General features: G+C 72.4%; 22 protein-coding genes, 1 other RNA gene and 2 pseudogenes. 12 read left to right on the top strand and 13 right to left on the bottom strand.

Annotation, left to right across the window (positions count from 1 at the left end; genetic code table 11):
- Positions 1-28 precede the first annotated feature (28 nt).
- The 6 genes from ffs to ElP_RS03695 all read left to right on the top strand — a co-directional run bounded on the left by ffs (position 29) and on the right by ElP_RS03695 (position 6780).
- An RNA gene (gene ffs / locus ElP_RS03720) (signal recognition particle sRNA small type) lies at positions 29-126 on the top strand.
- Positions 127-308: 182 nt separating this feature from the next.
- Positions 309-2177 carry a DNA polymerase III subunit gamma/tau gene (gene dnaX, locus ElP_RS03715; protein WP_231749467.1) on the top strand — a complete coding sequence of 623 codons (1869 nt, stop codon included), beginning with the start codon at positions 309-311 and terminating at the stop codon, positions 2175-2177.
- 53 nt (positions 2178-2230) lie between these two features.
- Complete coding sequence (locus ElP_RS03710; protein WP_231749465.1) at positions 2231-2590, top strand: YbaB/EbfC family nucleoid-associated protein; 360 nt, start codon at positions 2231-2233, stop codon at positions 2588-2590.
- Complete coding sequence (gene recR / locus ElP_RS03705) at positions 2587-3240, top strand: recombination mediator RecR (protein WP_145267350.1); 654 nt, start codon at positions 2587-2589, stop codon at positions 3238-3240. The genes ElP_RS03710 and recR overlap by 4 nt, the downstream gene beginning before the upstream one ends.
- 225 nt (positions 3241-3465) lie before the next feature.
- A complete protein-coding gene (gene rpoN / locus ElP_RS03700) occupies positions 3466-4893 on the top strand; it encodes an RNA polymerase factor sigma-54 (RefSeq protein ID WP_145267348.1) in 1428 nt (475 codons plus the stop codon).
- Between the two features lie 372 nt (positions 4894-5265).
- Entirely contained in the window at positions 5266-6780 is a 1515-nt protein-coding gene (locus ElP_RS03695; protein ID WP_145267346.1) for a response regulator, read from the top strand.
- Here the strand turns inward: ElP_RS03695 and ElP_RS03690 are convergent.
- The 6 genes from ElP_RS03690 to ElP_RS03665 all read right to left on the bottom strand — a co-directional run bounded on the left by ElP_RS03690 (position 6720) and on the right by ElP_RS03665 (position 14379).
- Entirely contained in the window at positions 6720-7280 is a 561-nt protein-coding gene (locus ElP_RS03690) for a helix-turn-helix domain-containing protein (RefSeq protein WP_197446691.1), read from the bottom strand. The genes ElP_RS03695 and ElP_RS03690 overlap by 61 nt on opposite strands.
- A gap of 331 nt (positions 7281-7611) precedes the next feature.
- On the bottom strand, positions 7612-8670 hold the full coding sequence (locus ElP_RS03685; RefSeq protein ID WP_145267342.1) for a polyprenyl synthetase family protein: 1059 nt from the start codon (positions 8668-8670) through the stop codon (positions 7612-7614).
- Positions 8671-8780: 110 nt separating this feature from the next.
- Complete coding sequence (moaC, locus tag ElP_RS03680; RefSeq protein ID WP_145267340.1) at positions 8781-9260, bottom strand: cyclic pyranopterin monophosphate synthase MoaC; 480 nt, start codon at positions 9258-9260, stop codon at positions 8781-8783.
- A gap of 116 nt (positions 9261-9376) precedes the next feature.
- Positions 9377-11014 (bottom strand): glycosyltransferase family 39 protein, encoded by a 1638-nt coding sequence (locus ElP_RS03675; protein WP_145267338.1) that lies wholly within the window; start codon positions 11012-11014, stop codon positions 9377-9379.
- Positions 11015-11203: 189 nt separating this feature from the next.
- Positions 11204-11776: a helix-turn-helix domain-containing protein gene (locus tag ElP_RS03670; protein ID WP_145267336.1), complete on the bottom strand. Its 573-nt coding sequence runs from the start codon at positions 11774-11776 to the stop codon at positions 11204-11206.
- Between the two features lie 614 nt (positions 11777-12390).
- Positions 12391-14379: a HEAT repeat domain-containing protein gene (locus ElP_RS03665; protein WP_145267334.1), complete on the bottom strand. Its 1989-nt coding sequence runs from the start codon at positions 14377-14379 to the stop codon at positions 12391-12393.
- A gap of 570 nt (positions 14380-14949) precedes the next feature.
- On the opposite strand from ElP_RS03665, the gene asnB reads away from it, so the two are divergent.
- A complete protein-coding gene (gene asnB / locus ElP_RS03660; RefSeq protein ID WP_231749461.1) occupies positions 14950-16932 on the top strand; it encodes an asparagine synthase (glutamine-hydrolyzing) in 1983 nt (660 codons plus the stop codon).
- A 9-nt stretch (positions 16933-16941) separates the two neighbouring features.
- Here the strand turns inward: asnB and ElP_RS03655 are convergent, their stop codons facing one another.
- The 7 genes and pseudogenes from ElP_RS03655 to ElP_RS03640 all read right to left on the bottom strand — a co-directional run bounded on the left by ElP_RS03655 (position 16942) and on the right by ElP_RS03640 (position 19978).
- Positions 16942-17376 carry a hypothetical protein gene (locus tag ElP_RS03655; RefSeq protein WP_145267330.1) on the bottom strand — a complete coding sequence of 145 codons (435 nt, stop codon included), beginning with the start codon at positions 17374-17376 and terminating at the stop codon, positions 16942-16944.
- Positions 17377-17424: 48 nt separating this feature from the next.
- Positions 17425-17697: a hypothetical protein gene (locus ElP_RS37615; protein ID WP_197447147.1), complete on the bottom strand. Its 273-nt coding sequence runs from the start codon at positions 17695-17697 to the stop codon at positions 17425-17427.
- A 380-nt stretch (positions 17698-18077) separates the two neighbouring features.
- Positions 18078-18212 (bottom strand): hypothetical protein, encoded by a 135-nt coding sequence (locus ElP_RS40515; RefSeq protein ID WP_261344398.1) that lies wholly within the window; start codon positions 18210-18212, stop codon positions 18078-18080.
- Entirely contained in the window at positions 18209-18886 is a 678-nt protein-coding gene (locus ElP_RS39320; RefSeq protein WP_231749459.1) for a D-alanyl-D-alanine carboxypeptidase family protein, read from the bottom strand. The genes ElP_RS40515 and ElP_RS39320 overlap by 4 nt, the downstream gene beginning before the upstream one ends.
- Positions 18887-19072: 186 nt before the next feature.
- Positions 19073-19204, bottom strand: a pseudogene (locus tag ElP_RS39315) (peptidoglycan-binding domain-containing protein); the annotation flags it as partial.
- A 196-nt stretch (positions 19205-19400) separates the two neighbouring features.
- Positions 19401-19565: pseudogene (locus tag ElP_RS41040) on the bottom strand (serine hydrolase); the annotation flags it as partial.
- Entirely contained in the window at positions 19562-19978 is a 417-nt protein-coding gene (locus tag ElP_RS03640; protein ID WP_261344439.1) for a serine hydrolase, read from the bottom strand. The gene ElP_RS03640 and the pseudogene ElP_RS41040, both read right to left, overlap by 4 nt.
- A gap of 469 nt (positions 19979-20447) precedes the next feature.
- Between ElP_RS03640 and ElP_RS03635 the strand changes: the two genes are divergently transcribed.
- The 5 genes from ElP_RS03635 to ElP_RS41600 all read left to right on the top strand — a co-directional run bounded on the left by ElP_RS03635 (position 20448) and on the right by ElP_RS41600 (position 25312).
- Positions 20448-21062 carry a YncE family protein gene (locus tag ElP_RS03635; protein ID WP_197446690.1) on the top strand — a complete coding sequence of 205 codons (615 nt, stop codon included), beginning with the start codon at positions 20448-20450 and terminating at the stop codon, positions 21060-21062.
- Positions 21063-21168: 106 nt separating this feature from the next.
- Positions 21169-21990 carry a cytochrome c peroxidase gene (locus tag ElP_RS03630; RefSeq protein ID WP_145267324.1) on the top strand — a complete coding sequence of 274 codons (822 nt, stop codon included), beginning with the start codon at positions 21169-21171 and terminating at the stop codon, positions 21988-21990.
- A gap of 107 nt (positions 21991-22097) precedes the next feature.
- Positions 22098-23855 (top strand): amidase, encoded by a 1758-nt coding sequence (locus ElP_RS03625; protein ID WP_145267322.1) that lies wholly within the window; start codon positions 22098-22100, stop codon positions 23853-23855.
- Positions 23856-23897: 42 nt separating this feature from the next.
- On the top strand, positions 23898-24293 hold the full coding sequence (locus tag ElP_RS03620; protein ID WP_145267320.1) for an acyl-CoA thioesterase: 396 nt from the start codon (positions 23898-23900) through the stop codon (positions 24291-24293).
- 497 nt (positions 24294-24790) lie between these two features.
- A complete protein-coding gene (locus ElP_RS41600; RefSeq protein WP_449343082.1) occupies positions 24791-25312 on the top strand; it encodes a hypothetical protein in 522 nt (173 codons plus the stop codon).
- The last annotated feature ends 161 nt before the right edge of the window (positions 25313-25473 follow it).

Below are 25473 nucleotides of genomic sequence, written 5' to 3'. Positions count from 1 at the left end.
CGAAGCCCCGAGGGGGCCCGGGTGAGTCGGGGGGGACCCGGGCAATGGAGGCGCGTGAACCTGGTCAGGGCGGGAACGCAGCAGCCATAAGCGCGTCCTTCATGTGCCCGGGAGCACCTCCCCGGCTCTCCCGGCCCCCCTCGGGCCGGACCGCCTCGCATCGCAGCGGGGCGGTCGGACCCGACCTGGGGTCGGCCCGAGTCCGGCCCAGGCCGGGTGGATTCGGATTCGGATCGGGTCGACGTCAGGGGGCGGGCCGACCGCCCCCCCGCCCCGGCTGGTCCCCACGGCACGACGGAGCGCCTCCCGTGGCCCGGACCGATTCGAGCGAGCCCATCGAGACGGGCCTCCCGACCCCGACCGCCGGGGCCAAGCCCCCCCGGGGGTCGGTCGAGGCCTACACGGTCGTCGCCCGACGCTACCGCCCCCAGCGGTTCGAGGACGTCGTCGGCCAGGACCACGTCGTCCGGGCGTTGCGGAACGCGATCCGGATGGACCGCGTGGCGCAGGCCTATGTGTTCAGCGGCACCCGGGGGGTCGGCAAGACCTCGATGGCCCGGATCTTCTCCAAGGCGCTGAACTGCGAACGCGGCGGGCCGACCGAGACGCCCTGCAACGAGTGCGACACCTGCCGGAAGATCGCCTCGGGGGAGGATCTCGACGTCATCGAGATCGACGGTGCCAGCAACAACGGCGTGGAGGCGGTCCGGGAGCTCCGCCAGGGGGCCGGGCTGCGACCGGCCCGGTCGCGGTACAAGATTTATTACATCGACGAAGTGCACATGCTCTCGACCAGCGCCTTCAACGCCCTGTTGAAGACGCTGGAGGAGCCGCCGAGCCACGTCAAGTTCGTCTTCGCCACGACCGAGCCGAACAAGATCCCGATCACGGTCCTCTCGCGCTGCCAGCGGTTCGACTTCGCCGGGATCGGTCCGGATCGGATCGTCGACCAGCTGGTGACCATCTGCGAGCGGGAGGGGGTGGAGGCCGACCGCGAGGGGCTGCACGTCGTCGCCCGACGGGCGTCCGGCTCGATGCGGGACGCGCAGTCTCTGCTCGAACAGCTGCTCTCGGCGGGGGGGGGTCGGCTGACGGCCGACCGAGTCCACGAGCTGCTCGGGATCGCCGGGGACGACCGGGTGCTCGACCTGCTCGACGCGATGGCCGACCGGGACGCGGCCGAGGCGCTCCGGATCCTGGACCGGGCGGTCGACGACGGCGTCCAGCCGACGGACGTGCTCAATTCGGCGATCGAGTTCGTCCGGGACGTGATGGTCCTGGCCGCCGGGGCCGACATCCCGGCCCTGGCCGCCCTCCCCGGGCAGGTGGAGCGATTGCAGGGCCTGGCCGGGCGCTGGTCGCTCGATTCGGTGCTCGCCGCGCAGCAAATCCTCGCCGAGACGAGGGGGAGGCTCCGGGGCAGCCCGCACACGAGACTGCTCGTCGAGCTGGCATTCTGCCGGGTTTCCCGGCTGGAGGACCTGGCCGAGCTTCGCGAGGTGATCGCCAGGCTCTCCGAGGCGGAGGCCGGGGCACCGTCCCCCGGGACGGACGGTGTAAAAAAAAAGCCCGTTGAGCCCATTGAGCCCGTGATCGCGGCACGCCCGCCCGCGCCTTCGACACAACTGGAGCGGCCACGCCCTCCGGTCGAGCGCAACGGGGTCGGCGTCGGCGAGCCCCACCGTTCGGCCCCGGTCGACGGCCCCCCCGCCCCGGGGGAGCACCACTCGGGGTCGACCCTGGAGCGGATCCGGTCGGCCTGGCAGCGCTTGGGGGACCGCGCCGAGGAGCTGAAGCTGCCGGCCCAGTTCCGGAAACTGGAGCCGACGGTCGAGAACGGGGCGGGGGTCGTGGTCGTCCCGGTGCCCTCGGCCTATAACTACATGGCCGACAAGTGCGAGGCGCCGGAATTACGGTCGAGGATCGAGTCGCATCTCTCCGAGGCGCTCGGGCACGGCGTCTCGATCCGGTTCGACCGCGAGGCCGCCTCCCCCTCCGCCGGCCCCCCGGCCGCCGCCGGGCCGGGCTCGACGGCCCATCGGGCCGTGCTCGACGACGACCTCGCCCGGCAGCTCGTCTCCCGGTTCGAGGCCCAGCTCCGCCGCGTCGAGGCCGAGGCCGAACCCGAGGCCGAGCCTCCCGCCGGGGGGGGCCCGGGGGCCGAGGCCGACGACTGATCGATCGTGATCGTGTCCGACGGTCGCACCGACCGCTTCCCGAGCCAACGCCGATGGGGGTCCCCGCCGTGTTCGGAAACCTGGGCAACCTCGCCGACCTGATGAAGAACGCCGGCAAGATCCGAGAGCAGATGGAACAGGCCGCCGAGCAGCTCGGCGGGCTCCGGGTGGAGGGGGAGGCCGGCGGGTCGGTCAAGGCGGTCGTCAACGGCCGCCTGGAGCTGATCTCCGTGCGGATCGACCCGAAGCTCGCCGCCGGGGGTGACGTGGAGCTCATGGAAGACCTCGTGACCGCGGCCGTCAACCAGGCGATGGGCCGGGCCCGGGAGGAGGCCGCCCGGGCGATGACCGGGGGGATGGGGCTGGACATGCCGGGCCTCGATTCCCTGTTCCCCGGGGGAGGCCGCCCGTGACCCGGGCCGAGGCCGGCGAGCCCGGGCCGACCCCGGTCTCGGTCGCATCGGGGGCCTCGGGGACCGTCGACCGGCTCGTCCGGGCCCTGGGGAGGTTGCCGGGCATCGGCGCCAAGAGCGCCGAGCGGCTGGCCCACCACCTGCTCCGCTGCCCCCCCGAGGAGGCGATCGAGCTGGCCGAGGCGATCCGGGCCGCGAAGGACCAGATCCGCCACTGCGAAGTCTGCGCCCACCTGACCGAGGCCGGGCAGGATCGCTGCGCCTTCTGCCGGGACCCCCGGCGCGACCCGGGCCTGATCTGCGTCGTCGAGCAATCCCGGGACCTGATGGCGATCGAGAAGGCCGGGTCTTACAACGGGCTCTACCACGTCCTGCTCGGCCGGCTCGCGCCGCTGAACGGGGTGTTCGAGGACCAGCTCAACCTGCCGAAGCTGGACGCCCGGGTCCGGGAGGGCGGGGTCCGCGAGGTGATCCTGGCCACCAACCCGACGCTGGAGGGCGACGCCACAGCCCGCCTCGTGGCCGATCGCCTGGCCGACGCCGGGGTTCCGATCACCCGGCTCGCCCGGGGCCTGGCCTCGGGCGGCTCGCTGGAGTTCGCCAACAAGGAGATGCTGGCCGACGCCCTCCAGGGCCGCCGGCGCGTCTGAGCCCCCGCCGCGTCCCGGGCGATTTCCGGGGTGCCCCCCTCGTCAGGTCACCGCGATCGTGGTATGATTTTTGCGGATCGTCCGTCACGGCTGCCGATCGTCCCGGAGGACGGCGGCTGGCCGATGGCCCCGACCGGGCCGGTCTCCCCGACCGATGGCCCGGCCCGGCCAGGAAGCCTTCAGGGGCGATACGCCTTCGGGTCCCCGAGCGGAAGCTAGAGTCTTATGCGGCTCGACACCTCGCAACAAATGCGGACCGACATGCGGATGCGCATGGCGCCCCGCATGATCCAGTCGATGGAAATCCTGCAATTGCCCTGGCTGGCATTACAGGAGCGGATCGACCAGGAGCTGATCGAGAACCCGCTGCTCGAGGACCTCCGCGAGTCCGTCGCCCCTGAGGGGCAGGCCGAGGAGGCGCCCGCCGAGCAGGAGGAGAAGGTCGACGAGACCGAAGTCTTCGACGACTGGGACAACTGGGACACCTCCGGGGAGATGCACCGCCCCAGCCGCGCCGCCCTCGTCGAGGAATCGGATCGCAAGCATGACGCCATGCAAAACATGGCGTCCCGACCTCCCTCGCTGCACGACTATCTCAGCGAGCAGCTCTCCTTCCCGGACCTGCCGCCGCAGGTCCGGGCGGTGGCCGATTACATCATCTCCAACCTCGACGAGAACGGCTACCTGACGGGCCTGGATATCCCGGACCTGGTGCGGATGTCGGCCGGCTCGGTGACGTTCGAGGAGGCCGAGCGGGCGTTGCGGCTGGTTCAGAAGCTGGACCCGCCCGGCATCTGCGCCCGGGACCTCCGCGAGTGCCTGCTGCTGCAACTGACGCCGGAGACCCCCTGCGTCGAGGTCCTCCGGGTGCTCATCAGCGACCACCTCGACGACATCCAGCAGAACCGCCTGCCGACGATCGAGAAGAAGGCCGGCCTCTCCCTGGCCGAGATCAAGGAGGGGCTCGACCAGCTCCGCAGGCTCAATCCCAAGCCCGGCGCCCGGTTCAACCCCGAGACCGCCCAGTACGTCGTCCCCGACCTGATCGTCGAGCCCGACGAGCACGGGGAGTACCAGGTCCGCCTGGTCGACGAGCACACCCCCCAGCTGAGCATCTCCCGACGCTACCAGCGGATGCTCAAGGACCGCAACGGCGACCCCGACGCCCGGGCCTTCATCCAGAAGAAGATCCAGTCGGCCCGCTGGCTGATCGAGTCGATCGAGCAGCGCCGGAACACCCTGCTGAAGGTGGCCAAGGCGATCATCGCCCACCAGCGCGACTTCCTCGACAAGGGGCCCGAGGCGATCCAGCCCCTGAAGATGCAGCAGATCGCCGACCTCGTCGGCGTCCACGTCACCACCGTCAGCCGGGCGGTCGACGACAAATGGGTCCAGACCCCCCGGGGCATCTTCGCCCTGAAACGCTTCTTCGGCGGCGGCACCGTGAGCGCCGACGGCGAGGAAGTGGCCTGGGACACCATCAAGCAAAAACTGACCGAGATCATCAGCAAGGAAGACAAGAGCAAGCCGCTCTCCGACGAGGAAATCGTCGACGAACTCGGGCGGCAAGGGCTCACCGTCGCCCGGAGGACCGTGACCAAATACCGCAAGGCCCTCCGGATCCCCTCCAGTCGGCACCGGAAGGAATTCTGAACCCCAGGCCGACCCGCCTGTCGGGGACATCGGATCGGCGGGGCACCCAGGCCGGCGGCCGCCCCCCGCCGATCCGCCCCCCTCGCCCCCGGGGTCTCCGCCCCTCGTCCCCCGGCGAAGGATCTGCCCGGGGACGCCGACCCACGGCCCGGATCGGGCATTGGACACTCCGCTGCCGGCTCGTCCGATTCGGCGACGGGGCCGCGTCGACGTGACGGGGCCCCGTCGCCGACCAACATTATCCGCCCGTTTCGGCCTAATAAAGAAACTTTTCAGATTGCCTCGCTTGCCAGAGATCGCCTCACGGATATAGTTCGTTGGGGACCGAGGGCAGGATCATCGTCTCCACCAATTGATCATGGAGTGATGCCCATGTCCGTCCCGCCTCGCCTGGCAGTCCTTGGGATCACGACCGAGGACGTGGAGGCGATTCGGGGACTGGACGGGGTCGGCGGTGGGGGGGTCGAGGTCTGCCAGCTGAGCGAGGAGGTGCCGGCCGAGGTCGTCCCGGCCCGGACCGACGCGATCGTGCTGGCGCACGGCCCTCCCGAGGTGGACGCGATGCGCTGGCTGCCCCGATTGACCCTGGCCGGGACGGTGCCGGTGGTCGTGCTCAGCGCGGTGAAGGACGACCGTGAGGCGGAGCGACTCCGGCGCGCCGGGGCCTTCGCCGTGGTGCATCGCGGGAGCGGCGAGGGGCTCGGCCGGGCGATCCGCCGGGCGCTGGAGCGGTCGGCGGCCCTCACCCGGGAATCGGACCTGCGGCGGATGGCCGGGCTCGTGGGGGTGATCGGCGGCACCCTGAAGGACGAACTGGGGGGGATCCGCAATGCCATCGAGGTGCTGAGCTTCCAGTGCTCGGGGGAGGGGGTGCTCAGCCAGCGCCGGGCGATCGAGTACCTGGACCGCCAGTGCCGCCGGATGGAGTCGCTGCTGAACGATTATTCGGAGGCCTCCCGGCTCGGGGCGGACTCGATCGAGGTCGGCAGCGGGATGGCCGAGCTGGGGGCGTCGCTGGACCGGGCGATCGAGCGGGCCCGGGAGGACGCCGGCGGGGGGACTCCGAGCATCTCCCGGGCCCATCGGCCCGATCGGCACTGGCTCCGGGTCAGCCCGAGGCGGCTGGAGCAACTGGTCCGGCACGGCCTGAATTTCGTGAGGGGCTCGAATCCGGGGTGCCAGGAACTCCGGGTCGAGACCCGGGACTACCGGGACGGCATCGAGCTGGCGATCCGGGCGGTGCCCCAGGGGGCCGGGGGCTCGCCCTCGATGCTGCGATCGGCGGACCTGGACCTGATCCTGGCCTCGATGCTGTCGGACCGGATCGGCGCCCGGCTGGAGTCGAGGACGCCCTTCCTGCTCCTGCTGCCAAGGTCGCTCGACGGTCGGTCGGGGGCGACACGGGGGGCCGGCCCCGATCCGGCGGCGGGGGAACAGGCCGGCGAGCCGAGGAGGCGTCTGCTGATGATCGACGACCACCCGGCGACGGTCGAGGTCCTGGGGCGGCTGATCAGCCGCCGGGGCTGGGACGTCCGGGTCACCCCGGACGTCCACGAGGCCCTGGAGATGATCCGGGACCTCCGCCCCGAGGTGGTCCTGATCGACCTGCAGATGCCGGCGATGAAGGGGGACGCGCTGGCCCGCCTGATCCGCCGGGACCACGCGGACGTGCGGCCGATGCTCATCGGCGTCAGCGGGTCGGCGGGGAGCCCGGGGGAGGAGGCGGCCCTCTCCTGGTTCGACCACGTCCTGTTCAAGCCGGTCCGGAGCGACCAGGTGGCCGCCCTGCTGCCGCCCCCGGCCGCCCGCCCGGGGCCTCCCGGCGATCAGGCGCGGGCCGGGTCCTTGGAGGGGTCATCGGGCTCGGGGCGGTGGTCGATCCCGTAGAGGCGTCGGATCGCCACCTCGAAGCCGAGCACCCGGGTCGCGTCGAGGAGCATCGCGACTTCCCGGTGGCCGATGGACCGGGCGCGATCGAGCAACTCGCGGTCGTCCCCGGAGAGGGAGTCGACGGCCGATCGGGGGTCGGAGCCCAGCTGGTCGTCGGCCAGGAAGTCGAGCGAGACCTCCAGCGCCCGGGCCAGCCGGAGGATGTTGTGCAGGCCGGGGCGCTTGGACTGGCCGTTGAGCAGCCGGGAGATCTCGGAGTCGCTGACCCCGGACTTCTGGGCCAGCGCCTGCTGGGACATCCCGAGCTGGAGCATCCGCCGGTAGATCTTCTCGTCGAGGCGCAAGGGTCGTCCGTCCCGTCCGGGGCCGGGGGCCCGATCGAACGTCCGGGCCCGGAGGCGGGGGGAGGGCCGGCCCGCGGTCGGCACGAGCGCCCGGATCGTGTCATCCCCCGGCTCGGCCGGGGTACGGATGGTCTCGGTGTTGATGTGCGGCATCGACTTGAAGTCTCGCGTCCTGCGACGCGAGCCCGTTCGGGACATCGAGACGCCCGACCCGGGACCGTCGGCGACCGGCACGTCGAGGTCGCCGGAGGAGGGCATCTTCGGGGAGATGAGGCGGCATCCAGCCTGATCGGGCGCGTCGGATGCGAGGGCCGAACCTCGCCCGACGGGGATCGGGCCGGGGCTGCACGCATGGGGCTCTGGAGTAAAGTAGCGTCCCCCGCCCCCGTCGTGGCCTCGGGAAACCGGGAAAAATTCGGGGGCGGGCCTCCCGGACTTGGGAGCGGGAGGCGATCGGGGCGCGGCTCGGGCCCGGGTGGGGCGGTCAGTAGCAGCGTCGGACGACGAGCTGGGCGAGCCCGGCGAGCGTATCCCGGGCCGGGGAGGGCGGGAGGATGCCCAGCTCGGCCCGGGCCGAGTCGATGAACCCCCGGGCCCTCCTCCAGGCGTAGTCCAGGGCCCCGGAGGATTCGAGCAGGGGGCGGAGGGCGCGTCGGGTCTCGGGGGACGGGGAGCAGATGAGGCTGCGGAGGCGGTCGGCCTCGCCGGGGGACGCGGAGCGGAGCAGGTGGATCACCGGCAGGGTGAGCTTCTGCTTCTCCAGGTCGGTGCCCAGGGTCTTGCCGGTGGCCGCCTCCTCGCCGTAGAGGTCCAGCAGGTCGTCGGCGATCTGGAAGGCGACCCCGAGGTCCCGGCCGAAGCGGTCGAAGGCCTCGCAGGCCTCGGGGCCGGAGCCGGCGTAGTGGGCGCCCAGCCGGCAGGAGACGGCGGTCAGCTCGGCGGTCTTGCCCCGGACGATCTCGTAATAGGCGGGCTCGTCGAGGTCGAGGTCGCCCCGGTGGTGGATCTGCTGCAGCTCGCCCTCGCAGACGAGGTTGGTGGCGTGGCCGATGACCCGGCAGGCGTAGGCGGATTCGAGCGAGGCGGCCAGGTGGAAGGCGTGGGTGAAGAGGTAGTCGCCCAGCAGGACGGCGGCCTCGTTGCCCCATTCGGCGTTGATCGTCGCGGCGTGCCGCCGGACGTCGGCCTCGTCGAGGATGTCGTCGTGGACGAGCGTGGCCGTGTGGATCATCTCGACCACGGCGGCCACCACCGGGTGGGCCGGCCGGATGCCGCCGCAGGCCTGGGCGGTGAGCAGCACCAAAGCCGGGCGGAGCTGCTTGCCCCGGAACCGGGCCGAGTGGTCCACCAGCCGCTGGACGTAGTCGCTCCGGCTGCCCAGCTCCTCCCGGAAGACCCGCTCGGCCTCGGCCAGGTGGGGGGCGATGGGGGCGTAGGCGTCCCGGAGGCGCCGGGCCAGCTCGTCGGGGCCGACCCAGGAGGAGGCGCCGGGGTGGGCCGGGCCGACGCCCGGGTCTCTCGAGAGGGTATTGGCTTCGACCATCGGCTCGGGTTCCGTCGGCTCGAGCGGGGGAGCGGCCCCCGAGGGGATCGGATCGATCGATTCGGGCGGGGCGGGGGGGCGGGCCGGCCCGGGGCCCCTGCACCGGGGGATCAGGGGGCCTCCCGGCGGTAGGTGCCGCTCCGGCCGCCGGACTTCGACTCCAGGACGATCCGATCGATGACCATGGCCCGGTCGACCGCCTTGCACATGTCGTAGATCGTCAGGGCGGCGACCGAGACGGCCGTCATCGCTTCCATCTCCACCCCGGTCCGGCCGAACAGCCGGGCGGTGGCCTCGACCCGGATCGCGTCGTCCCCGACCGGCTCGAAGCGGACCTCCACGGCGTCGAGGCCCAGGGGATGGCAGAGCGGGACCAGTTCCCCCGTCCGCTTGGCGGCGAGGATCCCGGCCAGTCGGGCGACTTCGAAGACGTCCCCCTTGGCGGCCCGGCGATCGAGGATCATCGCCCGGGTCTCCGGGAGCATCCGGACCAGCCCGCTGGCGGTGGCCGACCGGGCGGTCTCGGGCTTGCCGGAGACGTCGACCATCCGGCTGGCGCCCGAATCGTCGAAATGCGTCAATCCGGACATGCCTCGGACCTCCGACGGACTCGAACCGGCCCGGGCGGCTCGTCTTCGGGGAAGAGGCCGGGTCGGGTCGTTCCTCCTTTTCAACGTCGGGATTGTAGACGGATCCCCTCCAGAGTTCAATTCGTTCTGAACGAATCTTCGGGAGTGGCAGGCGGGGACCGCCCCTCGGCCGGCCCGACGCGGTAGAGCCGGGACAGCCAGACGCCGTCCCTCGACCGCTCGGCCAGGGGGCGGCCGCCCCGGACCGCGGCCCGGACTTCGGGGGACCAGTAGGCGGAGCGCCGGAAGACGACCAGCCAGGGGGAGCGGCCGAGGGCCTGCTCGGGGGCGAGGGTGACCGAGTCCTCGAAGAGCCCGGGGGTCATCAGGGCGATCGGGTGGAGGTGGTGGAAGGTCGGCGCCAGGGCGACCTCGGAGCCGGGGGGGACGAGGCGGTCGACCTTCTCGAGCAGGACCGGGTCGACGGCGTCCCCCCAGTAGGTCAGCTCCAGGTCGAGCCGCTCGGCCCCGGCCAGGCCGCCGGCGATCGCGTTGTAGTAGCTCAACTGGAAGGGGTGCATCCGGACCACGCCCACCCCCTGCCCCGCGACCAGCGCGACCAGCAGGGCCCGGGGCCACCGCCGGGGCCCCGATGCCTCCCAGGCCGCGCCGAACCCCAGGCCGACGAGGAGGGCCCAGCTCGGGAAGACGAGCAGGAAGAGGCGCTCGCCGTCGTAGACCGGGGCCCGGGTGCTGAACAGGGCGAGGAACAGGCCGATCGAGGCCAGCAGCAGGATCGGGAACCGGTCCGATCGCCACCCCCGGCACCCCCGGGCCGCCCCCACCAGCCCGATCCCGAGCAGCCCGACCGGCACCGTCAGCGCGAAGTAGGCCCAGGGGTAGTGCCAGGGCACGTCGACGTCATCCGTCACCCGACCGAGGTAGAGGACCCGGATCGGCTGGCGGTCGACGCTGGTGGAGAGGAACCGGGAGAGCCGTTCGGCCGGGTCGAACCAGAGCCAGGGCCAGCCGACGGCGAGCACGAGCAGGCCGACGAGCCCCCAGAGCGAGACGCCGGCGATCGCCTTGCGGGTCGGCAATGTGGCGAGGGCGTAGCCGAGCACCAGCGGGGGCAGGAGCCAGCCGTGGATCTTGGTCAGCATCGCCAGCCCCCAGGCCGCCCCGGCCAGGGCCAGGCCGACGACCGGACGCCGCGACTCGATCGCCCGGGCCGCCGAGAGCAGGGCGAGCGTCCAGGTCAGGGCGAGGAACGTGTCCAGCGTGGCCAGGTGAGCGTGGGCGAACACGCGGGGCATGAGCAGCAGCGCCAGGCCGGCGACGACCGAGGCGGGGCGACCGGCCCGCCTCCCCGCCTCGGCGGAGACCAGGCCGACGAGGAGGGCGAAGGCCAGCATCGGCGCGACCCGGGCCGGGTGGACCGAGAGGGGGTCGGGGCCCCCGAGCAGGCCCTCCAGCGGCTCGAAGGCCGTCGAGGCCAGGCCGAGCAGCCATCGGCCGAGCGGGGGGTGCTGGGCGTTGTCGGCGAAGAAGGCGTCGAGGTCGGCCCGGTCGATCGACCCGATCCCCCGTCGGCCGACCTGGTCGACGAGCCGGGAAGCCTGCCGGAGGTAGTTGCGGCCGACCTTCACGTCGATCGGCTCGTCGCTGGTGATGCCCGGGTCGGCGAGCGTGAGCAGGACCGAGAGCCCGGCGATCGCGCCGAGGATCCAGGGCCAGGGGCCGGGTCTCGGGTGCGTTGGGGGCGGATCGGGCATCGATCAGGCCGGTCCGGGGCGGGGGCGAGGGGCGGGCGTCGGCGTCGGGTGCATCATACGGGGCCCGGGCCGGGGGGTGCAGCACCCCGGGTGGAAAACCGGACGGGAACGGGCCCCCCGGGGTCGTCCCGGCGGCTCGAGCCGGGTCGACCCCGGGGGGCCCGGGGGGTCGCGAGGGAGGATCGGGGATCAGTCCTCGTTCTTCTTCTGGGCGATGAGGCGCTTGACGCGTTCGGCGAGCAGGGCGCCGTCGAAGGGCTTCTTGAAGCCGTCGTTGAACCCGAGGCGGTAGATCTCCTCGCCCGGCTCGTCGCTGGTGAGGGCGATGAGGATCGTGGTGGCGTGGTCCTCGCTCCGCTTGAGGTTCTGGGCGATCTGGCCGGCCTCGATGCGGCCGATGGCCATGTCGATGACGATGCAGTCCGGGTGGAAGCTCTCGGCACGGATGCCGGCCTCGAAGCCGGAGGCGGCGACTTCCAGGCGGAAGTCGTCGGTCTCCCGGAGGTGCTCCCGGAGCATGGCCTGGAGCGGCCCGTCGGCGCCCACGACCAGGACTTTGTTGTAGACCTCGGCTTCGAGCTCGCCGAGGGGCATCCCGTATTCTTTGAGGAACCGGAGCAGGTTATCGCGCGGGATGCGGCGGTCCTGCGATCCGGGGATGCGGTAGCCGCGCAAACGGCCAGAATCGAACCACTTGCTGACCGTCCGGGGCGCGACCTTGCAGATCTTGGCGACCTGGCCGGTAGTATAAACCTTCTTCATAATTCGAGGACTCCACTCGGATCGGAGTACGTGAGAGACCTCGGAGGTGTCCGATTCCCCTCCCGGATGCCGGGCGGCCTCGATCCGGCGCGGACGGGGAGCGTCGCCGGTCCCCGGCCGCGAGGGCCGGGGTCGGCGGATCGGGTCGCGGTGCGGGCCGGGAGGGGTGACCCCTCCCGACTCGCCGGCCTGGCCCGGGGCGAGCGGGCTTCGGCACGCGACCGATCGTTCCGTCCGTCACCATCCTTGGATCGCAGGGACCGATCGCCCCGCTCGGCCGGAGCCGGCCCGGTCGTCCGTATCGGACGCCGACCCGGCTCCACCGATCGGGGCCGACCCGCCGACTCCGCGTCGTCGGGCCGCCCGGTTCAGGTCACCCGGAGGGGGTTCGCTCGCCTCCTTGCGGTAGCGGACCTGACCGTCAAGACTAATTTTCGATCGGCGCGGCCGGCGACTTTAGGGAGGGTTGCGACACAAGCCCCGCAAAGGAGACGTGGGCGGGGTCCGCGACGCGATCCGGAGGGTGGATGTGACCGAGCAGAGACGGCCCGGGCGGTCGCCCGGGCCGGCGGGGATGGGGGGTCGTGATCGCAGGATCAAGCCGATCCAGTCGGTTACGGCTCGACGCCCCTGGAGCGATCGCGGAGCCTCGAGATCAGGCCCGGTCGCTTCGGCGCCTCGACTTGCAGCTCGGCCTCCAGGCCGGTCGACTCGACGGCCTCATCGAGCGGTGCCGGGCTGGCCTCGTCGGCCGGCCTGTTCCGGGGCAGGAGACGCTTGAGTAGGCGGAAACCCCGGGACCGCCCCGGGTCCTCGTCGGCCCCCTCGGGCTCGAAGGAGGCGGGGGAGACGGCGTCGTCCGCCTTGGTGACGTCCTCGCCGGTCAGCAGGGCCCGGTCGTACTGCTCGACGTCGGAGGGGACGGCGTCGACGAGGAAGTCGGCCTCCAGGTTGGCCTGCTTGCCGGCCCCCTCCAGGACGGAGATGATCTGCGGGTACGTCGCCCCGAGGGCGGAGACGGTCCGGATCACTTCCACCAGGTCGGTCGAGGAGGTGAGCACCTGGGGGGGGGCGCCGGTCAGGTCGATCCGGGAGATCTCGATCCGGGGGTCGTCGGCGGAGGCATTCAGCAGGATCGGGCCGGTGCCGCCGAGCACGACGGGGGTCAGCAGCGCGTGGCCCCGCCCGAAGAGGACGATCTCCCGGCGCCGGGACCGGCTGACGTGGATCATCGGCGGGCCCTCGGAGCGGACCACGTACAGCTCGAAGGGGTCCTCCCGGGGCGGCTCGGTCGAGGCGATCGGGGCCTCCTCGCCGAACCGGAGGGACATCTCGTCCTCGGGGTCGGGCCGGTTGCGCTCCTCCAGCAGGCCGAGGACGCGGATCCGGCCGAGGGAGGGGTCGCCGGGGTCGGCGGCCCGGAGGGCGTTGAAGGCGCCGTAGCGGACGACCGGGTCGGTGCCGTCCATCAGCTCCCGGAGCCGGAGGATGCCGCTGGGCTGGTCCATCGCCGCCAGGGCGGCCAGGGCGATCGTGCGGAACTCGGGCCGCTCGACGATGACCTTCGCCAGCTCCTCGGATCCGGCGGGGTCGTCGAGGTAGGCCAGCGCCTCGGCGGCGAAGAAGCGGACCTGGGGATGGTCGCTGGTGAGCGCCTTCGCCAGGGTCGGCGAGGCGTTGCCGCCGAGGGCCTCCAGCTTCAGGGCCGCCGCGCCCGCGGTCTCCGGGACGAGCAGCTCCTCGCCCCACCGGTCGAGCCGCTGCTGGAGCAGCTCGGGCGTCTGGGCCAGCCTGACCTGGGAGAGCACCTGGAGGTAGCGGAGCTGATTGTGGTGGTAGCGGTCCGGCACGTTCAGGACGAGGGTGTTGTCCGTCTTCGCCGTCGCCACCCCCTTCTTGAAGCGGCCGTCGCGGTACTGGAAGCGATTATTGAGGAGATCCTGGAGCTGCTTTGCGACGGCGCCGCTCCGGAAGCGCTCGCCGATGACCAGGACGTAGGGGATCGCCTGCTTGATCCGGCCGCCGCCGAGCACCCGGCCGGTCTTCAGATCCTCCGGGTCGGCGGCGGATCCGGTGAGGACCGGTCCATACGCGTAGACCCAGGGCTTGCCATCGAGCTGGCCCCCCGAGGCGATGCCGACCTCATGCAGCCAGGTGCCCATGAGGAAGCCGCCCGCCAGGCTGGTCGTCTCGCTGTCGGCGGGGAGCAGCAGCTCCACGTTCAGCTCGTCCTCGGGCGTGACCCCGGCGGTGATGCTGGCCCGGACCACCACGAGCGAGGTCCGCAGGAAGGGGTCGGCGAGGATGGTCTGGACGTCCAGCTCGGGGTTCCGCTTGATCTCGGCCTCGAGCTTCTCGCGATACCCCGAGGGCCGGGGCTCGGATCCGGTCCCGGCCAGGCCGATGACCAGTCCCACGCCCTCGACGGTCTTCTGGCCGAAGCCGAGGGGCTCGGCGATGTCGGCGACCTTCTTGTCCGCCTCCGACTGGCCGAGGGCCGCCGCCGGGGCGGCGATCATCAGGATCACGGCCCCCAGCCACGCCGAGACGCCCGCCCCGGCCGGGGCGGCACCCGGCCCCGCTCGTCGATCGCCGCGTCGCATCGCCTGGCCTCCTTGCCCGTACAGCCTCGAGCGCCCGGACCCCGACGACGGGCGGCCGGGTCCGATCGGCCTGGGCCCCCCCGTCCTGGGATGGGGCGCGGCCGATCCGCTCCTGAAATCCGGTCGAATCGCCGTCGAGACGCCGCCTCGGGAGGTGATGCGAGGAGGGGATCCGCCCTCGAACAGGGCGGACCGATGCGGTGCGGTCGACCGACGGGCGGCGGACCTTAAGCAATCTCGGCGGGGCGGTCAAGTCCGGGCGGATCGCTCGCCGGCCGCCGAGGCCCAACAGAGCAATCCCCACCATCGGCAAATCCGGCGCAACCGGCACGGACTGCCCCCGCCCGTCCGACCCCGATCCCCCCGCATATGATACCATTCACGGAAATTGCCGATTCGAACGAGACGCCCCAGTCGGCCCGGCCGGAGACGCGGGCTCCCTGTCATCGGGACGCCCGCCCGAATCGAGTGGGCACCGTCGTCATCCCCATCGGGCGACTCCGAGGAGCGCAACCCATCATGTGTGGCATCGCCGGCGCCTTGGACCTGACCGGACGCAGGATGTTCCCGATGGATCGGGCCGTGGCCATGACCCGGGCGATCGCCCACCGGGGCCCCGACGCCGAGGGGATCCACCGGGAGCCCGGCGTGTTCCTGGGGGCGAGGCGGCTGTCGATCGTCGACCTCGCCGGCGGCTTCCAGCCGATGACCAACGAGGACGGCTCCATCTGGGTCGCCTTCAACGGCGAGCTGTACGAGGATGACCACCTGCGCCGGGAGCTGATCGCGCAGGGGCATCGGCTGTCGACCCGGTGCGACACCGAGATCTGGGTCCACCTGTTCGAGGACTACGGCGAGGGGGCCTTCCGGGCCGCCCGGGGCCAGTTCGCCGTCTCGCTCTGGGACCGCAACGCCCGGACCCTGCACCTGGCCCGGGACCGGGTCGGCATCTGCCCACTGTTCACCGCCGAGCGGGACGGCTGGCTGCTCTGGGCCTCGGAGATCAAGGCGCTGCTCGCCTCGGGCCTGGTCGACCCGGAACCGGATCCGAGGGGCCTCGATTACTTCTTCAACACCTTCTCCGGGAGCGTCCGCCGGACCTGCTTCCGGGGGGTGGACTTGCTGCCCCCGGGGCATTTCCTCCGGGTCGACGCGGACTCGGGACACAGGCGCGAGGTCACCTACTGGGACCTCGACTTCCCCGACGCCGGGCGAGGCCGCCGGGAGGCCGACCCGGACGCCCTGATCGGCGAGTTCGAGGGGATCCTCCGCGGCGCGGTCCGCCGACGACTCCGGGGGGACGTGCCGGTGGTCAGCTACATCAGCGGGGGGCTCGACTCGGCGATTGTGCTCGGCCTGGCGGGGCAGGAGCGGGGCTCCCCCCTGCCCTCGTACTCGGTGGCGCTGGACCGCGCCGGCCCCGACGAACGCTCCAAGGCGACCGAGGCGGCCGACGGGCTGGGCTCCCCCCTGACGCTGGTGGAGATGTCCAAGTCCCGGATCGCCGACGCCTTCCCCGAGCTGATCCTCGCCGCCGAGATGCCGGTGATGGACACCGCCTGCGCCACCCTGCTGCGGCTGGCGCAATCGGTCCACTCGTCCGGCTACAAGGTCGCGCTCACCGGGGAGGGGGCCGACGAGGCGATGGCCGGCTACCCCTGGCACCGGATGCACGCCGTCCGGGACCGCTTCAAGGCGAGATGGGGGGAGACGCTGCCCCGGATCGGCCGGGAATGGTTCCTCGACCGCATCTCCCGGGACCCCCGGGGGCGGAACCCGAGGTTCCCGGTCCGGGGGGCCCGGGTGGCCCAGCAAGAGCTGTACGACATGCTCGGCCAGTCGCGCTGCCGGGTCTATTCCGAGTCGATGTGGGCCCGGCTCGACGGCTACGACGCCTACGGCGCCGACATGGGGATCGCCCACCCCAGGTTCGACCGCTGGGACGCGCTCAACCAGTCGCTCTACCTCGGCTACAAGGTCATGCTCCCCGGCCTGTTGCTGGCGGGCAAGGGGGACCGCGTGGCCATGAACGCCTCGGTCGAGACCCGATACCCGCTGCTCGACGAGGAGGTGGTCTCCTTCTGCGCCGAGCTGGCCCCGGAGTACAAGCTGCGGGGCCGGGTGGACAAGTGGCTGCTCCGGGAGGTCGCCCGCCGGGTCCTGCCGAGGCCGATCGGCGAGAAGGTGGCGTCCCGTCCCAAGGAGATGTTCCGGGCCAGCCTGTCCCGGACCTTCCTCGGGCCGCACCGCCCGGGCTGGGTCGACCAGCTCCTGAGCCCCGAGTCGCTCTCCCGCACCGGGTTCTTCGACCCCGAGGCTGTGGCGGCGGAGGCCGCCCGGCGGAAGTGGTTCCCCCGGGTCACCCCGAGGCAGGGGGGCATGGACCTGAGCCTGACGATGGTGATCGCCACCCAGCTCTGGCATCACTCGTACTGCGGCGGGGGGCTCTGCGACCTGCCGACGTGGTCGAGGCCGTCGCTCAGCCCGGCCGACCTGTCGATCCCCGACGCCTCCGCGTCCTTCGCCCACTCGGCGACGGCCGCGGGCGTCTGAGCGGCGCGGTTACGCCTCGGTCGTGCCGACCCCGGCACGCTCGACCCGGACCCGGAGGTCCCCCTCGACGGCCTCGGCGACGAACCGGATCAGCGCGGCGAGGGCCTCGTCGGCCTCGTCGCCTTCCCCGATGCCGGTGCGGGCCAAGCGGTCCCGGGCGAGCCCCAGCGCGACCACCGTCGCCTCCGGGTCGTCCAGGACGGAGGATCCGGCGTCCGGGTCGAACAGCCCCCGGTCGCCGATCCAATCGGCCACGAGGCGGAGGCGGCCGACCTTGCGGTCTCGCCACCAGAGGTCGTGAAGGGCCCTCAGGATCACGTCGAATGTGCCGTACCAAAGCAGGAGTGAATCCTCCTCGCCCCGGACGAACTGCACGGCGGGGCCGCCATAGCGGCCCCGGGCCAGGTGGTGGTCGAGGTCATTGTCATCCATTGTCTTTGTCATCCATCGTCTTTCCTCCTCCTGACAGGCCCCCAATACGGCGGGGTTCGATCAGTTTGCCTGGGTCGGCCCGTAGATGCGGATCGAGTCCCGGCCGGCATCGAATCGAGGATCGACGACTACCTCCGCCCCGGGCAGTGCCGATCGGATCCGGCCCAGCTCGGCCTCGCTCAGCCCCGAGGGCACGTTCAGGGAACGGATCCCCTCGAAGCGGGACAACCGCGAGAGGATCCCGTCGAGCCGTTCCCTACGGATCAGGACGGCCGAGAACCGCGAGGGCCGGCCGACGAAGGCCAGGTACCGATCGCCGTGGGACGCGTACAACTCATTCCTGGCTCGCTGGGGGAGGAGTCCGGCCCAGCCGCCGAGCCAGGTCGGGTCGAACTGAATGGGAGGACGCCGTCCCCCCGCAGCTCGGCCAGCGTCCGGGCGGACCGGGCGGCCCGATGGGTTTGCCTCGCGACCGCCCCGAGGACGACCCGAGGACGAGCACGGTGATGAGCAGTCCCCGCAGGCCGATCCGGAGGCGGGCCGGACGCCCGAGGGGCCGATCGGGGAATTGCCCGGTTGTCCGCTCCACGGGAATCCCCCCCCGGGCCCTCGGATCGGCGACCCGCCCGACCTCGGGATCGGTGGGCCCGCTGTTGGAGGGAGGGACTCGTGTCGGGCGGGCCCCTCCCGAATTGGCGCCGTGCGGCGTCGGGTTACTCCCCCGACCCCGCGGCCTGGGCGGTGGAATCGGCCTCGTGGCCGAGGGTCGTCCAGGCGAACCGGTAGAGGTTGCGGGCGTCGGCGTACCGGGCCTCGGACGAGGAGGCGCCGAGCACGACGACGATCACCGAGTCGTCTCCCCGGGTCCCCGGGAGACGAGGCAGGCGCCGGCGGCGGAGGTGGTGCCGGTCTTCACGCCGTCGTAGCCCTCGGTGGGGAGCAGGCGGTTGGTGTTCGACCAGGCGACGTTCCGGGGGGAGTCCTCGGCGTCGTAGACGGTGCAGCCCCGCCTCCGGGTGGAGACGATCGACGCGAAGGTCTCGTCCTCCAGCGCGGCGATCGCCAGGCGGGCGAGGTCGAGGGCGCTGGCGTGGTGGCCGGGGGCGGTCAGGCCGTGGGGGTTGGCGAACCGGGTGTCCGGCAGCCCCAGCTCGGCGGCGAGCCGGTTCATGGCGGCGACGAACCGGGGGAGCGGGTCGGTCTCCTCGGGGGCGTCCTCGGGGGGCCCGAGCCGGGCGCCGAAGTGCTCGGCCAGGGCGACCGAGGCGTCGTTGCCGGAGGGGAGCAGCAGGCCGTAGAGCAGCTCCCGGACCGCCACCCGCTCGCCGGCCCGGACGCCGGAGGTGGAGCCGACGGTGCGGTCGGCCCGGGGGGAGAAGGTGACGACCTCGTCGAGCACGCCCGGGTCCTCCCCGGCCAGCCGGAGGACGACCAGCGCCGTCATGATCTTGGTGGTGCTGGCCATGTCGAGCGGGGCGTCCTCGTCCTGACCGGCCACGAGTTCTCCGGTGTCGGCATCCACGATCGCCCAGGCCTTGGCGGTGACGAAGGGGGGGCCGTCGATCGGGTCGGCGGGTTCCCGCTCGTCGACCCGGGCGTTGATCTCGTCGGGATCGGGGACCTCGGGCTCGCCCTCGGGCTCGGGGCCGAGGGCGTCGAGGGTCCTCGGGTCGGCGTCCCCGGTCTCGGGCAGGCCCTTTTCGTGCTGGAAGCGGAGGACGGTGGCCTGGGTGGCGGGGCCGAATTCGCCGTCGACGGCGAGCCCCGGGGAGGGGTCGAGCGAAGCATTGAGCCGACGCTGGAGCGACTCGACGGCCGGGCCGTCGCTGCCGAACTCCAGCCCTCCGGGGGCCGGGGGTCGGCCTCGTCGTCGCCGGTCGGGAGCACGTTGAAGTGATTGTAGACCTCCGGGCGACCTCGGCGATGAGCAGCTCGGCGGCGTTGTCCTTGGACCAGCGCGTGTCCTCGTTCTCGCTGGTCAGGACGCAGAGGGCGACCGGGCCGCCGGGGGTCTCGATGATCCCGGCCGAGGTCCGGGACTGGTTGACGGCCCCGGTCTTGTGGGCGACCTTCGTCCCCTCGGGGAGGTGTCGCTTGAACAGCGATTCGTCCTGGCAATTGAGCAGGTGCTCGTACATCGCGTCGGAGGCGTCCTCGCTCACCAGCTCCTTCGCGTGGAGCTTCTTGAGCAGGGCGATCATCTCGTCGGCGTTGGTCGAGCCGAGCCGAACTCGGCGCTCCGCTCGGGGAACGCCGAGGTCTCCCGGCGGTAGACCTTGGAGTGGATCTTGCTGTTCGGCAGGCCGAGTTCCTCCATCGTGGCGGCGGTGGAGGGGATGCCGACGGCGTCGAGGACGAGGTTCGTCGCCGTGTTGTCCGAGTAGGCGATCATCAGCCGGATCGCGTCGCGGAGGGGGAACGTGGCGCCTTCGAGAATGGTAGGTGAGGACGCCCGAGCCCGGACCTTGTCGTCTTCCTCCAGCGTCACCATCTGCCCGAGGTCGAGCCCCTCCTGCTCGGCCTGCCGGTAGGCCTCGACCATGACCGGGACTTGATGAGGCTGGCCGTGGCATGGGCGGTCGGCGTCTTCCCGGAAAGACTCGCCGGTCTCCAGGTGCTCGACGGCGACGGAGACCTTGCCTGGTGCGACCGGATCAGGGCTCCAGCCGGGCGTCGAGGGTCGTGTCCCCCCGGGCCGGGGGGGCGAGCAGCAGGGCGACGGCGAGGACGGTCAGCGGGGGAGCGATTCGGGACATGGGACGTCTCTCGGGGAATCGTGGCGGGCGGCGTGGAGAGGCGCCGGGACCCTCCAATGGTGGCCCATCGGCCCCCGGGACGCAATCGGCCGACGCCCGGCCGGAGTCCTGTGCGGAGGGGTCGATCCCGGTAGAATGCGGCATCACGCCCCGAGATCGTGGCCCCTCCCCGCAACCGGAGCCCGACCGAATGAGCGACCGCCGATCCCGATCGATCGCGTCGAGGGCCGCGATCGCCACGACCGCCCTGCTCGCCTTCGGCCCCGGCCCCTGGGCGTCCGGAGGGTTGGAGAGGCCCCCAAGCCGGATCGGCGATGGCGGGAGCCGGTGGCGCTGGCCTGTTCCGACGACGGGGCATGGCTCTACGTCGCCAACCGGGCGGGCGGGACCATCTCGGTCATCGACACGCATCGGCGCTCGGTCTCGGCGGAGGCCGCCGTCGGCGCCATGCCGGCCGACCTGGAGGCGGTGCCGGGCCGGGGCCTGCTGCTCTCGGCCGACGAGGGCTCGGGGAGGCTCGACCTGGTGAGGGTCCGAGGCCCGGAGGTCGTGGTCGTGGGGGGGATCGAGGTCCCCTCGTCCCCGGTGGGGGTGGCGATCGACCCGGGGGGGAGGCTGGCGTTCGTCGCCTCGCTCTGGCCGAGGAGGCTGTCGGTGGTCGAACTGGGAGAGGCCGAGGGGGGGGAGCCCCGCTCGGTGGTGCTGCCGTTCGAGCGAGGGCGGCGATCGGCGGGGGGGGCGTCGTGGCCGACGCGTTCGGGGCGGCCTGGCGGTCGACGGGCCGGGCCTGGCCCTGGAATCGACCCGGGAGCTGGACGCGCACAACATCCGGGGGCTCTCGACGAGCAAGGACGGCCGGCTGCTGGTCGCCCACCAGACGCTCAACCGGGGGCGAGGACCGACCAGAACGACACTGGGCCGCCTTCATCACCAGCAACCTGACGGCCCTGCCGATGTCCGCCGTGCTCGACCCGCTCGGGGACCTGGCCCGGCGGGGGAGGCTCTACCACCTGGGGACGTCGGCGACGGCGGGGCCGACCCCAACGGGGTGCTCCCCCTGGCCGACGGGCGGATCGCGGTGGCGCTGGGGGCGTGGCGAGGTCGCCGGTCGATCGGTCGGGGGTCGGCGGGGCGTCCGGTGGCGCTGGCGGAGGCCCCGGGCGGGGGCCGGGTCGGGGACTCGGTGTCGTCGCTGGGTCGCGGGGGGCCCCTGGGGCCGACCCCGGAGCCGGACGCGATTCGGCGCGGCCGGGAGCTGTTCCACGACGCCCGGCTGTCGCACGACGGCTGGATGAGCTGCCACAGTTGCCATGCCGACGGGCACGCCAACGGACGCCTCGTCGACACGCTGGGAGACGACTCGTACGGGACCCCGAAGCGGACGCCCTCGCTCTTCGGCGTCGGCGAGACGGGCCCCTGGGCATGGGACGGGGGGATGGCGACGCTCGGGGACCAGATCCGCAAGTCGGTGGCCTCGACGATGCGAGGCTACCCGCTCTACGACGACCAGGTCGAGGCGATCGAGGCCTATCTCCGGTCGCTCCCGCCCCCCCCTGCCTTGGAGTCGCATGGAGACGAGGAGGCGGTCGCCCGGGGGGCGGCCACCTTCCGCCGACTGCGGTGCGCCCGATGCCACGAGCCGTCGGCCTTCACGACCCCCGCGGCCTATGACGTGGGCCTGGAGGACGAACGCGGGCACTCGACGTTCAACCCGCCGTCGCTGCGGGGGGTCGGCCGGCGTCGGTCGTTCTTCCACGACGGGAGGGCGGGGTCGCTGGCGGAGGTCTTCGGGCGGTTCGGGCACCCGCTCGACGAGCCGATGGCCGCGGGGGACCTGGCCGACCTGGTCGCGTTCCTCCGGGGCCTCTGATCGCCGAACGTCCGGGAGGCGGTGGGCCCTCCGCGAGGCGGGATCGGCGTGATAGACTGCGACCCGTCTTCCGCCACACCACCCCCCGAGCCGATCACCGAGCGACCATGAACATCCCCGAGACCGAGACGAACGGCGATCCCGGGGGCTCGGGCCGCCCGGGTGCCCTCCGCCGGAGGGCGGTCCTGAAGGCGCTGGGGGCCCTGGGGATCGGCTCCGCCACGTTCCGGAGGGCGGTCGCGAGCCGGGCCGACGAGGAAGGCGGGGTCACGCCCGATCGGCTGGCGCAGGCCGAGTGGATCGCCGGGCTGGAACTCACCGAGGAGGAGCGCGAGAGCACGGCGAAGGCCGTCGAACGCTCCCTGGAGGAGTTCCGGGAGTTGCGAGCCGTGGAGGTCGGCTACGACGTCCCCCCCGCCCTCTCCTTCGTGCCGAGCCCGGGGCTTCAGCCCTCCGGGGAGGTCCGTCGGGGGCGGGCGACGCCGACCGAGTGGCACGCGATGGAGCGGCCGGGGTCGGACGAGGAACTGGCGTTCCTGCCGGTCTCGGAGCTGTCGGCGCTGGTCCGGGCCCGGGCGGTCACCTCGATCGAGTTGACCGAGCTGTACCTGGGACGGCTCAAGAAATATGATCCGATGCTCAAGTGCGTGGTCAACCTCACCGAGGAGGTCGCCCGGGAGCAAGCGAGGAAGGCCGACGCCGAGCTGGCCGCCGGGATCTACCGGGGCCCCCTGCACGGCATCCCCTGGGGGGCGAAGGACCTGATCGCCTACCCGGGATACCCGACCTCCTGGGGGGCGACCCCCTTCAAGGACCAGGTGATCGACGAGAAGGCGACCGTCGCCCGGAGGCTGGAGGACGCGGGCGCCGTGCTGGTGGCCAAGCTCTCGCTGGGCGCCCTGGCGATGGGGGATCGGTGGTTCGGCGGGCGGACCAACAGCCCCTGGGACCCGAGGCGGGGTTCGAGCGGGTCGTCGGCCGGCTCGGCGTCGGCGACGGCGGCGGGGCTGGTCGGCTTCGCGATCGGCAGCGAGACGCTCGGCAGCATCGTCTCCCCCTGCCGGGCCTGCGGGGCCTCGGGCCTGAGGCCGACCTTCGGCCGGGTCAGCCGGCACGGCTGCATGCCGCTGAGCTGGTCGATGGACAAGCTCGGCCCGATCGCCCGGTCGCTGGAGGACTGCGCCCTGGTCCTCGACGCCATCCACGGCGCCGACGGGTTCGACCCCGCCGCCGTCGACCAGCCCTTCGACTGGCCCTCCCCCGTCGACCTGCGATCGCTCCGGGTCGGCTACCTCGACGACCCCGAGAGGCCGGTCGAGGAGCGGCTGGAGCTGGTGGTCCTGCGCGGCCTGGGGGTCGAGCTGGTGTCCATCGAGCTGCCGGGCGACCTGCCGACCGGGGCCGTCACGATGATGCTCGGCACCGAGGCGGCCGCCGTCTTCGACGAGTTGACGAGGGGACACGTCACCGAGGGGCTCAACTCCTGGCCCGTCACCTTCCGCCGGGGCCAGTTCGTGCCGGCGGTCGAATACCTCCGCGCCTCCCGGGTGCGGACCCTGCTGATGAGGCGGATGGCCGAGCTGATGGAGACGATCGACCTCTACGTCTGCGAGGCGCAGGACCTGGCGCTCACGAACCTCACCGGCCACCCCACCGCCGTGCTCCCCTTCGGCACCCGGGAGGTCGACGGCCGGCATGGCCCCGGCTCGATCACCTTCACGGGGAGGCTCTACGACGAGTCGACCCTGCTGGCCGCCTCCAATGCCTTCCAGCGGGCGACCGGCGACCACCTCAGGCGTCCGCCCCTGGAGGGGGCCTTCGCGGAGTTCTCCGAGCGGCAGGAGGAGGCGGAGGACCAGGACTGACCCCGCCTCGCGAACGGTCCCACCCCGAAATGAGGGTCCGCGATGGAGACCTCGATCGAGATCGTCGTCCGGCCGACGGAAATCGACGTCAACGGCCACGTGAACAACGCCAAGTATGTCGAGTACCTCGAGTGGGGCCGGGAGGACTGGTACGAGCGGCTCGGGCTGCCCTACGAGCGCCTGCTGGGGCTCGGGGCGGTCACCGTCACCGTGAACCTCAACCTGGACTTCCGCCGCGAGTGCCGACAAGGCGAGGCCCTGACGATCCTCACCCGGCCGGAGCGGATCGGCCGGACCAGCTTCGCCCTCCGCCAGGAGATCCGGAAGCCCGGGGGCGAGGTCGCGGCCGATGCCGTCGTCACCCTCGTGACGATCGACCCGTCATCCCGGTCGAGCCGCCCGGTCCCGGAGGAACTCGCCCTCGCCTTCCGCCCCTGAGCCGGGCCGCCGGGGGGCGGACCCTTCGGCACCGCGACTCCCCGGCTTGAGGCCATCCGGCTCGGGCGCGACCCGACCCGGCGGCCTGTGTCGCCCGCCGCGATCGGGTCGCCTTTTGCGCCCCCCTGCCCCTTGCCCGACTTGAATTGAACCCTTCTGCAGCAATCTCTCGCGAGTCGTTTGACTCCACGCAGACCCCCTCGTATCTTCTTGCTGTGCAGGGCACCCAGACATCCCAGATTCAACATCCTGAAGGTGTTCTGACCTCCGCCTCGCATCGGAGGCGGAGCGTCCCCCGTATCGATCCCCGGGACGGCCCGACCTTCGGGTCGGCCCGGGGATTCGCCCGGCCGGTCACCCGGCCCCGAGGCGTCGACCCGTCTCCCGGACCGGTGGTCTCGGGGATCGATCGTCGTCCGAGGGCAGTCGGGTTCGGGCCCGGGCGTCGGGCTTGGATCCTTTCGGACAGCGGTACGCATAGCGCGGAGGAACTCGGGATGTTGACGATGCTTCGCCGGACGATCTTCTCGGTGGCTTGCCTGGGCGCCCTGAGCTTCGGACTCCCCCAGGCGGCCTGGGCCGGGCTGTTCAGCCACGGTTCCAGCGGCGGCTCCCACGGGAGCAGCGGCGGTTCCCACGGCGGCGGCCTGATCTCGGAGGTGGGCCACGCCTCCAGCGGCGGCTCGCACGGCTCCTCGGGCGGAAGCAGCGGCGGCTCGCACGGCGGCGGCCTGTTCAAGCACCTCAAGCACGCCTCCAGCGGCGGCTCGCACGGCTCCTCGGGCGGAAGCAGCGGCGGCGGCGCGTTCAAGCACCTCAAGCACGCCTCCAGCGGCGGCTCCTCGGGCGGCAGCAGCGGCGGCTCGCACGGCGGCGGCCTGTTCAAGCACCTCAAGCACGCCTCCAGCGGCGGCTCCTCGGGCGGAAGCAGCGGCGGCTCGCACGGCGGCGGCCTGTTCAAGCACCTCAAGCACGCCTCCAGCGGCGGCTCGCACGGCAGCAGCGGCGGCTCCTACTGAGGTCGGCCCGTGACCGACGGCCGGGGACGCCGAGGCTCGACCTCCTGCCCCGACCGTCGGTCACGCTCTCCCCGGGGGATCTCCCCCGGGGATGACACCATCGAATGCCCCGAGCCCGGGGCATGGTGATCGTCGATGGACGACGATCCCGGCGCTCGAGG

This window comes from Tautonia plasticadhaerens (genome assembly GCF_007752535.1).
Classification (GTDB): domain Bacteria; phylum Planctomycetota; class Planctomycetia; order Isosphaerales; family Isosphaeraceae; genus Tautonia; species Tautonia plasticadhaerens.
This window is presented reverse-complemented; position numbering and strand designations above follow the sequence as displayed.